Genomic DNA, 12,389 nt, shown 5'->3' with positions numbered 1-12,389 from the left:
CGTGTCCGTGGGTGTGGCATGAGGCGCAGGCCCCCGGAGCGTGCGATGAATCCGGTGCGCGGGATTGCCGACGTCGCACCGGAATCCGTGCTGTTGGCGGGCGCCGGCCGCGCGATCCTGCTGCAGTTGGCGCATCCCGCGGTGGGCCACGGCGTCGCCCGGCACAGCTCGTTCGCGCACGATCCCCTGAAACGCCTCCACGGGACGCTCCGATACATCTATGCGCTGACGAACGGGACGCCGGAGCAGGCCGCCGCGGCGCGAGCTTGGGTCGATCGGGCCCATTGGCCGGTGCGGGCGGACGCGGCGGCGGACGGGATCCACCCCGCCTACGACGCCCGCGATCCCGAACTGCAGTTGTGGGTCGCGGCCACGCTTTACGATTCCGCGACCGCCATCCGTGGCGCGGTTTTCCCGCCGCTGTCTCCGGCGGCCGCGGACGCGCTGTACCGGGACTACGCGGTGCTGGGCAAGGCGCTGCAGATGCCGGCGGAGCTGTGGCCGGCCACGCGAGAGGCCTTCGCGTCCTACATGGCGGGCATGCTGCCGACGCTCCGCGTGGACGACGCCGTCGCCTCGGCCGCGCGCGAGCTGCTGGCCGCCCGGAACGCCCCACTATGGGCGCGCCTCCTGATGCCGCTGGCTCGGCTGTTGACCGCCGGGTTGCTGACGCCGGAGTTGCGGACGGCCTTCGGCCTGCCGTGGTCCGCGGCCCGGGACCGGGTGTTCCGCGCGGTCCTTTCCGCGACCGCCGTCGTCTATCCCCGGCTGCCGGAAGCCATCCGGCACGCCCCGATGCGCTACTATCTCCGGTGGCCCTGAGGGCCGCGGCACTCAGGATCCGGCGGCGCCGGTCCTTTCGGCGATGGTCCGGTCCGCCTTGGACCAGTGTGTCGCCAGCACCTCGCGGATGATGACCGTGGTGTTCTCGGGCAGCGCGCCCACGGTTTCCTCGGCGGCGCGGTGGAGGGCGGAAACGAGGGCGCGCAGTTGCTCGGGGGTGCGGCCGGCGGCGATGGACACGTCGATCAGGGGCATGGCGTTCCCTTAGCCGCGCATGACGAAGGGGTCCGCGACCGGATCCTCGTCGGTATTGATCCACACGCTCTTCAGGCGCGTGTACTCGTTCATGGACTCCAAACCGTGCTCGATACCTACGCCGCTGTTCTTGAAGCCCTGCCGCGGGGACATCGGGGACATGGCACGGTAGGTGTTCACCCACACGGTTCCGGCGTCCAGGCGGCGGGCCATTCGGTGGGCGCGGGCCAGATTCTGGGTCCAGATCCCGGCAGCCAGGCCGTAGTCGGTGTCGTTGGCCAGGGCCAAGACCTCGTCCTCGGTGTCGAAGGGCATGATCGCCGCTACGGGGCCGAAGATCTCCTCGCGGGTCACGCGCATCGAGTTGTTAACGTCGGTCAGGACGGTCGGTGCGTAGAAGTATCCGGGCAGGTCCACGCTGGGACGGCCGCCGCCGGTGAGCACCGTGGCGCCCTCGGAGACGCCGAGCCGTACGTAGGAGTCGACCTTGTCCTGCTGGTCGCCGAAAGCCAGCGGCCCCATTTCGGTGGCGTCCAGCAACGGGTCGCCGATGACGATGCTGCGGGCCCGCTCGGCGACCTTCTCCAGCAGCTCGTCGTACACGGAGCGGTGCGCGAACACGCGGCTGCCCGCGATGCAGGTCTGTCCGGAGGCAGCGAAGATGCCCGCGATGACGCCCATGGCGGCGTTGCCGACGTCGGCGTCATCGAAGACGATGTTGGGGCTCTTACCGCCGAGCTCCAGCGTGCATCCGATGAAGCGTGAGGCGGCGGAGGCGGCGATCGCCGAGCCGGTGGCCGTGGACCCGGTGAACGAGATCTTGGCGATGCCGCGGTGCGCGACCAGCGGCGCACCGGCTTCCTTGCCGTAGCCGGTGACCACGTTGATCACGCCGTCCGGGAAGCCGGCCTCGACGGCGAGCTCGGCCAGGCGCAGCACCGTCCGGGAGGTGTACTCGGACGGTTTGATGACCAGCGTGTTGCCGGCGGCGAGGGCTGGGGCGAGTTTCGACGTCGTCAACGTCAGAGGGGAGTTCCACGGCGTGATGGCTCCGACCACCCCGAGCGGTTCCCGCTGCGTGTAGTTCAACATGAGCGGCGAATTGGTGGGGATCTGGCTGCCTTGGACCTTGTCGGCCATGCCCGCGTAGTAGTAGAGGTACTCCGGGAGCGTGGCCATCTGTCCGCGCATCTCCCGCAGCAGCTTGCCATTGTCCTGGGTTTCCATGGTCGCGAGTTCGTCGGCATTCTCCCCGACGAGGTCCGCGAGCCCGCGCAGAAGATGGCCGCGTCGAGTGGGGGACAGGCCGCGCCACAGCCGGTTGTTGAAGGCCTGCGCCGCGGCGGCAACGGCTGCGTCGATGTCCGGGGCGGTCCCGCGGGCCGCCTCGTAGAGGACCTCCAGAGTGGCGGGATTGGTGCTGTCGAAGTACTGGCTCTCCGCCGGTGCGGCGTACTGGCCATTGATGAAGTGGTCGTATCGCTTAGGCATGGGGATCGCGTCTCGTTTCTTCGATGAAGTGGTAGATGATGGCGGCCAGTTCACCGGGTTCGGTGACGGGCAGCATGTGCCGGGCGCCGGGCACGACGGCGGTGCGCGTGCCGGGGATCGCCTCGCCGAGGCGCCGGGTCATGTCCGGCGTCGATCCGGGGTCCAGTTCCCCGGTCACTGCGAGCGACGGCACGGTGATCTGGCCCAGTTCCGAACCGAGCTCGGCGTCGCCCGTGGCGAACACGTTGTACGCGTGGAGGTAGGACTCGACGCTGTTGGCCAGGAGGGTCGTCTGCGTGCTGGCGACGAGCTGCGGGTCGACCGCGCTTTCCGTCGGATACCACCGCTGGAGGGAGGCGTCCACGCTTCCCTGGAAGTCCGTCCCGGCGTTCTCGAGTCGGGCCTGTACCGACGCTGCCTCCTCGGGTGTCCGTTGGCACACGGAACTGACGCTGGCCAGAGACGCCACGAGCTCCGCGCGGTGGCGGGCCAGGTGCTGTGCGACGAGCGCGCCCAGTGAGAACCCGACCAGATGCGCGCGCCCCGGAAGGCGCGCGGCGACGTCGTCGGCCATGTCGGCCAGACTGGTCGGTCCCGTGAGGGGTGGCAGCCCGCCGTGGCCCGGGAGATCCAGGGCCACGACGGGAGCCTCGGTGAGGCGGCCCAGAGCGGTGCGGAACGGCTCCCACATGGTGTGGTCCAGTCCCACGCCATGGAGCAAGACGATCGGCAGCTGTCGGGCCATGCTCACAGTTCCGTGCTCAGCGTGGCGAGGCGCTGCTGGGGGCGCCCCTGGGCCGCGGCCGCAAGCGCTACGACGATCTCCCCCGGGTGCGGCGCGTCCGCCAGACGGACCTCGAGGCTCTGATGGTGGGAGCGGATGGTCGCGTCGGTGATGTGCTTCAGCGGAATGTCGAACGTGGTGCCCGCGGGTCCGCGCTTCTCGACGGCCGGAAGCAGCGTGGTGGCGGACGCCGCGTTGCGGAAGTGGTCGCCGAACTTGAGCGTGTGGATCAGGGCCGAGCCGTGCTCGATCTCCCCGTTGAGGCCCACAATAGCCGCCTTGCCGTAGGCCTCAACCGGTGCGCCGAGTGCCTCGACGACGCGGGGCGCGAGCAGCGCGCCGAGATCCGAGGCGGTGGCGTCGATGCCGGGATTCAGGTCGTCGACGAAGCCCTGACCGTCCCACGGGTTGTCGATGATGGCGGCGACGACGACGACGCGGGCTGCGGGCTCGACTGGCCGACCGCCCTCGGTGAGGATTTCTTCGACGATCGTGACGATCTTGCGGGGGTTCATGCGGGAATCCTTTCAAGGACGGTGGAAGTGACGGCCGGGTCCGTGGCGCGGTCCCCGATGCGGGGGTGCGGCCGCGGGCCGGTGGACGCAGCGACGACAACGACGATCTCGTCGGCGCGCGGCCCGTCGCTGACTCGGGTGGTCACGGTCTGGTAGTGGCTGCGAGTGGCCGCGTGCGTCTTGTGCCACAGGGGTACTACCAGAGGCTGGCCGGCGTCGGCTCGGTCGTCGGCGAAGCAGATGATCGAGGTGCCCTCGAGGAACTCGCGGACTAGGTTGCCGAAGTAGGGCGTGTGGATCAGGGCGCTGGCGTGCTCGATTTCGCCGTCGGTCCCGACGATGGCGGCCTTGCCGAACGCCTCGATGCGATCGGGGCCGCCGAGGCCCTGCATCAGCCGGTCCGTGAGTGCGTGTGCCAGTTGCGGCGCGAGGAGTTCGGTGGCGGGGGACAGATCGGTGGACGGCGACGTCCCGACCCAGGGGTTCGCCACGACGGCGGCGACGCTGGCGCGCACGGCGGGCACTGCGGGCCCGAGACCGTTCTCCAGGAGGACCTCCTCCTGGTAATAGACGATCTTCCGGATGGCGTGGGCGGTCTCCGCCCCGTGTGCCGTCACCGCTTGCCGGCCAAGGACGGCGTGCGGTCGAAGTGGGGCATCACTTTCTCGGAGAACAACTCGAGGCTGCGCATGGCGTGCTCGTGCTTGAGGCCCGGGTGGGTGGTCCAGAGCATCATGTGCTCCAGGCCGACCTCCCGCTCGAGTTCCTGGATCTTTTCGGTGACGTACTCGGGCGTACCGACCAGCATGTTGCGGTCCATGAGCATGTCGAAGTCCAGCGTGTGTTCGTCGGTGAGTTCCTCGCCTTCCTCCATGAGGTTGGAGAGGCCGCGCCAGTGGGTGATCCACTTGTAGGTGTTCATGACGGCCGCCTCGAACTCCTCGCGGGCCTGCTCCATGGTGTCGGCGACGTAGACGTCGCGGACCAGGGCAATGCCTTCGCCCAGCGGGACCTCGCGGCCTTGTGCCGCGGAGGCGTTTTCTTGGTAAAGCTCGAATCGGCCCTTCAGCGCGGAGACTGGGGGCAGCCAGAAGATGCCTTGGACGCCGGCCTTGGCGGCGTTGGTGATCGAACGCGGGGTGTCGATGACCTGCCAAAGGCCCGGGCCGTCCTGCTGGTATGGGCGCGGCACCAATGCCAGCTTGGTGATTTCCCCGTCTTCATTAGTGAATTCCGGTGTGGCGGGGGACAGCGGGTGGTTCCACTTGACTCCGGGGGCGGGATATTCGAAGAAACGGCCCTTGTGGCTGAAGAACTCGTTGTTCCAAGCCTTGTCGAGCACCTCCATGGTCTCCTCGAAGAGGGCACGGTTTTGTTCCTGGTCGCGCGGATTGGCGATCGGGTTGAGGTTCAGTGCTTCGCGTCCATAGAGGCCGCGCCCGACACCGACCTCGAGGCGCCCGTCGGAGAGCTGGTCGAGGAGCGCGAGGTCCTCGGCGAGGCGCAAGGGGTTCCAGAAGGTGACGATGGCCGCCGCCTGGCCGATCCGGATCTTTTCGGTGCGAGCGGCGATGTCAACGCCCATCATGATTGGATTCGGAGTGAGCTCCTGGCCTTCGTGCCCGAAGTGGTGCTCGGTGTACCAGGTCGACCAGAAACCGGCATTCTCCGCGGCGATGGCGTACTCGCGGGCGTCTTTCATGTGCTGGTTGTAGTTGGTCAGGTCCCCGGGGGCACCGAGTCCGTGGAAGATCGAGAAGCGCATGGGGTTTCCTTTCGTGGCGGCCGCTGGGCGACCGGAATGGTTAGTGTTTGTGCGAGTCATTTGCGGTTCTGGAGTCGGTGAGGACTTCCCGTGCGGAGGCATATACGTGGTTGCGCATGGCTGCTTCGGCGCCGAAGTGGTCCTTGGCCTTGATCATCTCCAGCACTGCGAGGTGTTCGTTCGTCGAGGTCTTGATGCGTCCTGGGTGCTCCGCGGTCCGTAGCACCAGCCGGTGGTAGGCCAGCTGGTTCATCAGCCGGTCGTACTGCTCGATCAGCTTGTGGTTGTCCGCGCCGATGATGATGGTGCGGTGGAACTCGTTGACCAGTTCCGCGTACCGCGCGGCGTCCTCGTGTAGCGACGCCTTCTCGGATGCCTCGATATTGCGCTCGAGCACCCGGAGTTCCGGAACGTCCCCACGGCGCGCCAGCAGGCCGGCGGCTAGGCCCTCGAGGCCCTCCTTGAGCTGGAAGAGCTCGACGATCTCGCGGCGGGTGGGTTCGCGGACGAAGGTTCCGACCTTCGGGCGGATCTCCACCAGCCCCTCGTGCTGCAGCTGCTTGAGTGTCTCCCTTATGGGGGTGCGGCTGACGTCGAACTGGTGCGCGAGGACCGCCTCCGAAAGCGGACTACCCGGGGGAAAGTCCCCGCCGAGGACCAGCCGGCGGACACGGTCCAGGAGTGTTGCCTCCGTCAGGTCATCCATCTCATCAAGCTGCTGTGTTGTCTGTTGCATACAAGAAACCGTAGATCCCGGTGGGGAGTCCGTCAAGAGCGGCGGATTGATTCGCCTCAAAATCCCCTAGAACAAGGGATTCAACATAATAAGTACCTCTGTCGTTGACGCGGCTGTGTGAGGTGCGTTACCTTTAGTGCCATGCAACAGGAACTCAAATCCACACTTACTACCGTTTGGCGGCAGGCATGGGATCTCGGCGACGTCGCTGCCCTGCAGTCCGTCGTGACCCCCGACTACGTGCGCGTCAGCCGGGCCAGCGGCCAGTCATCCACCCTCGCGCAACTGCAGGACGAGATTCTTTCGGTCCGTGCGGGCTTCCCGGACCTCGCTACGACCATCGACGCCGTCGTGACCGAGGGAAACGCGGCCGCGATCTTCTGGACGACGACGGGAACCCACACCGAGCCCTTCCTCGGTGTTCCCGCCACGAACAAGCGGGTTGAGACCAGGGGGTGCAACCACGTGACCCTGGTCGATGGCCGCATCGATCGCGAGGAGGTCACCTGGGACGGTTCCGAGCTGCTCAACAGCCTTGGCGTGCGCCACCTGCGCGATGCTCGGACGCCCGACGAACTCGTCGTCGACGATCTGTCGGGGGATCCGGACCCCGAGATCATGAAGACGTTCAATCGTCAGTTCATCACGGGCGTCACGGTCGTGACCACGCAGGAAAACGGCGTTCCGAAGGGACTGGCCGTTAATTCCTACGCGTCCGTTTCCTTGGATCCCGCGCTGGTGATGGTTTGTATTCAGAAGACGTCATCCACCTACCCTGCGCTACATGCGGCCACCCACCTGGGCATCAACATCCTGGGCACCGAACAGCGGGAGACTGTCGCCACATTCGCTTCTAAATCCGCGAACAAGTTCGCGGTGGTCGACTGGCACGCCGGTCCGCACGGAAGTCCGCTCATCGACGGTTCCCCGGCGTCGCTCGAGGCGGAGATTCGCGAGCGCTTTCAGGCGACGACCCACACAGTGTTCATTTGTCGCGTCCGCCACGCGGAGGTCACCGGAGCAAGCCCCATCGTTTACAAGGCCGGTCGCTTCTTTGACAGCGACAACCTCACCCAAATTTGAGCCGTTGGGCCCGCGGGCCCTCCGATCGCAGGAAAAAGGAGAAACCCGTGGTGCAACAACTCGATCCTTCAGCTCCACCCCAACCCCGCACGCCCCGACTCGTGCCGCGGAGCGGGCCCGGGGCGGTACTCCTACTCTCAGTCGGACTTATCGTCGCGTTCGTCGTCTGGGCAGCGGTATCGCCTGACAGCCTCGGTTCCGTCATGACAACCAGCATGAACTGGGCTGCGGCATCGGTGGGTTGGAGCTACCTGGTCGTCCCCCTGATGTGCATCGGATTGCTCCTGTACATGGCCCTTGGCCGCTACGGGACCATCCGGCTTGGATCAAGCACCAGCCGCCCGGAGTACAGCACTTGGGCGTGGCTGGCCATGATTCTGTCCGCGGTCATGGGCATTGGCCTCATTAGTTACGGCGTGGCCGAACCTATCTCCCACTACATGGCACCGCCTCATGCCCTTGCCGATCCGGAAACCATGGATGCCGCCGTGCGGGCCATGCAGTTCAGTTTCTTCGATTGGGGTCCGCACGCTTGGGCAATTTTCGGTGTCTTCGGCCTGGCCATTGGATACTCGACCCATCGCAAAGGCCGCCCCGGCTTGGTTTCGCCGATGCTCCGGCCCGTGCTGGGAAAGCTCGTTGACGGATGGTTCGGTAAGGCGATCGATATCTTCGCGATCATCGCCACTCTGTTCGGCACCACCACTTCGCTCGGCCTGGGAGCATCGCAGATCGCAGAGGGGCTGAATCGGATCCTTGGGTTGCCCACCACCCTTCCCGTTCAGATCGGCATCATCGCCGTGATCACGGCCCTCTTCACGCTGTCGGCGCTCTCTGGAGTCAATCGTGGAATCAAGTACATCAGCCAGATCACCATGGGGCTGTCGGTCGCTTTGGCGATTTACGTACTCATTGCCGGACCCACGAATTTCATCACCAACCTGTTCTTCCGTTCCGTGGGGCTATACGCCAGCGACTTCTTCTCCACGAGCCTGTACACTCCGTCGACGGCCGATGACCTGCAGTGGATGCAGTGGTGGACGTACTTCATGATGGCTTGGTGGCTCAGTTGGGGCGCCTTCGTCGGCGTCTTCCTCGCCAAGATCTCCAAGGGTCGCACGGTTCGCCAGTTCGTGGCCGGCGTGCTCGGTGTTCCCAGTCTCGTGTTCTTCGCGTGGTTCACGATCTTCGGGGGATCGGCGATCAAGATGGACATGGACGGCGCCGGTATCGGCGAGGCGACGACGGCGAACATCAATTCAGCGTTTTTCTCGATGCTGGACCAGCTTCCGGTGCCGGAGCTGACCGCCGTGGTCACCGTGCTACTCGTTGCGCTGTTCTTCATCTCCGGCGCGGACGCGAACACGTACGTCCTGAGCATGCTCTCCTCAAGGGGCGCGTTGAGCCCAACCAAGCCCGTCCTGACTTTGTGGGGCGTGCTGACCGGCGCCTGTGCCGTACTCCTGCTGATCGTCGGTGGGCTCACCGCACTCCAGCAGGCTGCGATGCTCTCCGCACTGCCGTTCACGATCATTGTCGGGCTGCTCGGGGTTTCCCTGATCCTGGAGATCCGCAGGGATCCCGAGTTCCAGACCCACGTCCGAGTGCGATCCGACGCTGGTGCACCGGCTGATTCCGGAGATGACGCCGACCGGCGGCTCTGCTAGGCGGGTATCAGGAAAGCGGGCGGGGGCATCGGCCCCCGCCCGCTTTCGTCATGCGTTGGGAGCGGCTGAGAGTCTCCCTTCACAGGAGCCGGGCAGGGTCGGACCTTCCATAATCACCGGTATCCCGCTTCACCGGGCGCGTCCTGCCGGGATCATGGTCGTGGAAGGGAGAAACCATGACAGATCAGGACCATTCAACCGAAGTGGGACTGCGGGAGGTGCTCGCGGAACTGCCCCTGGCCCAGAAGGCGCCGAAGCATCGCGAGTGCCTCGTCTGCTACGTCTACCGCATGTGGCGAAACCACGGCGCCGGAGGCCAGTTGGAGCTAGCCGGCCTCTACCGGACGTACGCCGCGTCCAAGGACACCACCCTGATCGAGAGACTCCTCGCCGCCGGCGTCGGCACGGACCGGGAACTTGTTTTCTCCGTTCATCGACCCAACGAGCCCAATTGGGACCCGACCGGATATTGCTCGTGCCACAAGCCGGTCGACGGGGTGCCGTGGTGCCACGAGGTGGTGCGTGGTTCCACGGCGGCGTGCGACTTGTGGCTGCGCTCGGGAAACGAGAGGCCCGCGGGGGCACACAAACACAAGCGGCTCTGGGCATGACCGGTGACGCGGGGCGGGTGTGGAAAGCTGGAGGCGACCGCCGCCGTTCTGCCGCAGGAGTGCCTCCGTGAAACCCCAACCCACCGTCGCCAGCCGCGCACAGGTTCCCGCCTTCCAGGTGATGGACATCCTCCAGCGGGTCGCGGAACTTCGGGCACAGGGGCGCGACGTCGTGTCCCTGTGCGCGGGCGAGCCGAGCGGTGGAGCACCTACGGCCGTCTCGGAGCGGGCGGAGGCCATCCATGCCTCGCGGACGCCGCTGACCTACACACCGGCGCTGGGACTCGCCGTCCTGCGGACGACAATCGCGGAGCATTACCGCAGTTGGTACGGCCTCGAGGTCAACGCCCACAACGTCGCGGTCACCACCGGGTCGTCCGGCGCGTTCATGCTCACGTTCCTGTCCGCCTTCAACGCGGGGGACCGCGTGGCGCTGGCCCGTCCCGGCTACCCCGCCTACCGCAACATCCTGCGCGCACTGGGTGTCGATGTCGTCGAGGTGGACTGCGGACCGGGGTCCCGATACCAACCCACGCCCGCGTTGCTCGACGCCGCCGAACGCGAACACGGCCCGCTGTCCGGACTGGTACTCGCGTCGCCCGCCAACCCGACCGGAACCATGGTCTCGCGCCCCGAACTTGCCGCGCTCTCCGCGTGGTGCACCGAGCGCGGCGCCCGACTGGTCAGCGACGAGATCTACCACGGAATCACCTACGCGGACGCTGGGACACAGGACGCCCGCGGCGTGTGCGCGTGGGAGCTGGACCGCAGCGCGGTGGTCATCTCCAGTTTCTCCAAGTACTGGGGGATGACCGGCTGGCGGCTCGGCTGGGCGATCGTCCCGGACGATCTGGTGTCCACGGTCGACGCGCTGGCCGGCAACGTGGCGCTGTGCCCGCCGGCCCCTGCGCAGTACGCGGCGATCGAGGCGTTCGGCGAGGGAGCGTACGCCGAGGCGGAGGCCTTCGTCGCGGAGTTCGCGGCCACCCGCGCGGCCCTTCTGGCGAACCTCGAGCGTTTGGGCTGGGGAGACGCGGCACCCGCCGACGGTGCCTTCTACCTCTACGCCGACCTGGGTGCGGCGTTGGAGGGCTTCGAGGACTCGACGGCGTACTGCGCCGCGCTGCTCGAAAGCGAGGGGGTGGCGCTGGTTCCGGGCGCTGATTTCGACGCGGTGGGCGGGCGCCGCGCTGTGCGGCTGAGCTTCGCCGCGGGCCAGAAGGCCGTGCTGGAGGCCGTCGAACGCATCGTGAGGTTCCAGGAACGACGGCGGTGACAGCCGTATACGAGGGTCTTGACAAGTCCGGCCGCGCGATGCAATTTCTTTCTGAAGCCACACGGACGGCCGGAAAGAACAGGAGACCAAAATGTTCGGTGGACGCAGCGACGGCGACCGCGGCGGATGGCGCCGCTACGACGACAACCTCTTCCCCGTGTTTCATGAGCGGTTTGAGGAGCGTTGGGGCCCGGGCACGGCACCATTTCTGGACCCCAGTGTCTACGACGAGAACCAACCGCGGCCGCGCGCGCAATGGATCAACGTCGACACCGGGGCGGCGGTCGCCGTCGTGCCGGTGTGGGAAGACGGGAGCGAGCACCGGACGTTCGCTGTCTTCTACCTTCCGCCGGCCGGCGGGATTTGGGCGCTGCGGCCCGGTTTCACGCAATACGTCGAAGACGCCGACGATACAGCGCTACGGAACGACTCGTTCCGGAAGGCCGTCGTGCACGCCGAGGCGTTCATCTTCGGGCAACAGCAGTAGGGAAGCGGCGGTTACGGCGGATTCGAAAACCGCGGGTTCCTTGTCTGGCAACGGGTGGGAGCAGGCGGTAGCGTCTCCGGCGTGGCCAGGGCCACCCAGTTTCATTCCGGATCTAGCCAAAGGAGACGTCGTGAGCACGAGGATTGAGAAGCAGATCATGGTGAACATGCCCGTGAGCGCGGTTTACAACCAGTGGACCCAGTTCGAGGACTTTCCCCAATTCATGGGCGCGATCAAGCAAGTGACGCAACTCGGCGACGACCGCCTGGAGTGGATCGCGGAGATCGGCGGGGTCCGCCGGCAGTGGGAAGCCCGGATCGTGGAGCAGGTCCCCGACCAAAAAGTCGCGTGGGCCGCGACGGAAGGCGCCACCAACGCGGGGGTGGTGACGTTCGAGGACGTCGGCGGCGGGCAGACGTCCGTGCGGCTTTCCCTCGAATACGATCCCGAAGGCCTGGTCGAGAAGATCGGGGACAAGCTCAATGTCGTCGAGAAGCAGGCGGAGGGGGACCTCGTCCGCTTCAAGGAGTTCATCGAGTCCGAGGGCTACGCGAGCGGCGCGTGGCGCGGAACCATCAACGAGGGAGCCGGCGCCACCCCCGGGGTGCAGGACGCCGCCGCGTCGCGCGGCGACAGCGGCAAGGCCGGCGTGTCCGGAACCGCCGCGGCGGTCGGGCTCGGGGTCGCAGCGGCCGCAGGTGCCGCCGCAGCGGCATCGGGCAAGAAGTCGGGCGCGGACCAAAGCACGACGCCGGCCACGGTTCCGCCAGTGACGCCGGTCGTCGCCCCGGACCCGGTCGTCGTGGAGGAAACGGACCCCGCCGCGGGCATCACCGTGGTCGGACCGGGCGAGGAGGCAAAACTGCCTCCCACCACGGACCCCCGGGGCACGACGCCGCGGTAGTCGGGACGTTGCGTCGGCGGCGCCGATACCGG

Annotated in this window: 14 protein-coding genes; 7 read left to right on the top strand and 7 right to left on the bottom strand. The window is 66.8% G+C overall.

Annotated features, from left to right (window positions below; all coding sequences use genetic code 11):
* Nucleotides 1–18 precede the first annotated feature (18 nt).
* The gene (locus ACHAAJ_RS09470) at nt 19–822 is read left to right on the top strand and encodes an oxygenase MpaB family protein (RefSeq protein ID WP_435727840.1); all 804 of its coding nucleotides are present in this window, start codon (nt 19–21) and stop codon (nt 820–822) included.
* 12 nt (nt 823–834) lie between these two features.
* Here the strand turns inward: ACHAAJ_RS09470 and ACHAAJ_RS09465 are convergent, their stop codons facing one another.
* The 7 genes from ACHAAJ_RS09465 to ACHAAJ_RS09435 are packed head-to-tail and all read right to left on the bottom strand — an operon-like array spanning nt 835 to nt 6,329.
* Nucleotides 835–1,038, bottom strand: coding sequence for a tautomerase family protein (locus ACHAAJ_RS09465; RefSeq protein ID WP_435727839.1), 204 nt, complete (start codon nt 1,036–1,038; stop codon nt 835–837).
* Between the two features lie 9 nt (nt 1,039–1,047).
* Entirely contained in the window at nt 1,048–2,529 is a 1,482-nt protein-coding gene (locus ACHAAJ_RS09460; protein WP_435727838.1) for an aldehyde dehydrogenase, read from the bottom strand.
* Nucleotides 2,522–3,274: an alpha/beta fold hydrolase gene (locus tag ACHAAJ_RS09455; RefSeq protein WP_435727837.1), complete on the bottom strand. Its 753-nt coding sequence runs from the start codon at nt 3,272–3,274 to the stop codon at nt 2,522–2,524. Before ACHAAJ_RS09455 ends, ACHAAJ_RS09460 begins: the two co-directional genes overlap by 8 nt.
* A gap of 2 nt (nt 3,275–3,276) precedes the next feature.
* Nucleotides 3,277–3,828, bottom strand: a complete 552-nt coding sequence (locus tag ACHAAJ_RS09450; protein ID WP_435727836.1) for an amino acid synthesis family protein — start codon at nt 3,826–3,828, stop codon at nt 3,277–3,279.
* On the bottom strand, nt 3,825–4,445 hold the full coding sequence (locus ACHAAJ_RS09445) for an amino acid synthesis family protein (RefSeq protein WP_435727835.1): 621 nt from the start codon (nt 4,443–4,445) through the stop codon (nt 3,825–3,827). The genes ACHAAJ_RS09450 and ACHAAJ_RS09445 overlap by 4 nt, the downstream gene beginning before the upstream one ends.
* A complete protein-coding gene (locus tag ACHAAJ_RS09440) occupies nt 4,442–5,593 on the bottom strand; it encodes an LLM class flavin-dependent oxidoreductase (RefSeq protein ID WP_435727834.1) in 1,152 nt (383 codons plus the stop codon). Before ACHAAJ_RS09440 ends, ACHAAJ_RS09445 begins: the two co-directional genes overlap by 4 nt.
* A 40-nt stretch (nt 5,594–5,633) precedes the next feature.
* A complete protein-coding gene (locus ACHAAJ_RS09435) occupies nt 5,634–6,329 on the bottom strand; it encodes a GntR family transcriptional regulator (protein WP_435727833.1) in 696 nt (231 codons plus the stop codon).
* A 141-nt stretch (nt 6,330–6,470) separates the two neighbouring features.
* Here ACHAAJ_RS09435 and ACHAAJ_RS09430 point away from each other — a divergent pair, with 141 nt between their 5' ends.
* The 6 genes from ACHAAJ_RS09430 to ACHAAJ_RS09405 all read left to right on the top strand — a co-directional run bounded on the left by ACHAAJ_RS09430 (nt 6,471) and on the right by ACHAAJ_RS09405 (nt 12,357).
* Nucleotides 6,471–7,412, top strand: coding sequence for a flavin reductase (locus ACHAAJ_RS09430; protein ID WP_435727832.1), 942 nt, complete (start codon nt 6,471–6,473; stop codon nt 7,410–7,412).
* A 101-nt stretch (nt 7,413–7,513) separates the two neighbouring features.
* The gene (locus ACHAAJ_RS09425) at nt 7,514–9,079 is read left to right on the top strand and encodes a BCCT family transporter (RefSeq protein WP_435727914.1); all 1,566 of its coding nucleotides are present in this window, start codon (nt 7,514–7,516) and stop codon (nt 9,077–9,079) included.
* A gap of 176 nt (nt 9,080–9,255) precedes the next feature.
* On the top strand, nt 9,256–9,690 hold the full coding sequence (locus tag ACHAAJ_RS09420) for a hypothetical protein (RefSeq protein WP_435727831.1): 435 nt from the start codon (nt 9,256–9,258) through the stop codon (nt 9,688–9,690).
* Nucleotides 9,691–9,757: 67 nt separating this feature from the next.
* Nucleotides 9,758–10,966: an aminotransferase class I/II-fold pyridoxal phosphate-dependent enzyme gene (locus ACHAAJ_RS09415; protein WP_435727830.1), complete on the top strand. Its 1,209-nt coding sequence runs from the start codon at nt 9,758–9,760 to the stop codon at nt 10,964–10,966.
* 91 nt (nt 10,967–11,057) lie between these two features.
* Nucleotides 11,058–11,453, top strand: coding sequence for a hypothetical protein (locus ACHAAJ_RS09410; RefSeq protein WP_435727829.1), 396 nt, complete (start codon nt 11,058–11,060; stop codon nt 11,451–11,453).
* A 130-nt stretch (nt 11,454–11,583) separates the two neighbouring features.
* Nucleotides 11,584–12,357 (top strand): SRPBCC family protein, encoded by a 774-nt coding sequence (locus ACHAAJ_RS09405; RefSeq protein ID WP_435727828.1) that lies wholly within the window; start codon nt 11,584–11,586, stop codon nt 12,355–12,357.
* Nucleotides 12,358–12,389: the final 32 nt, after the last annotated feature.

The sequence above is a fragment of the Arthrobacter arnarulunnguaqae genome, assembly GCF_051262515.1.
GTDB lineage: Bacteria > Actinomycetota > Actinomycetes > Actinomycetales > Micrococcaceae > Arthrobacter_N.
The sequence above is the reverse complement of the archived record's forward strand: the minus strand, read 5'-3'. Positions and strand labels throughout refer to the sequence as shown.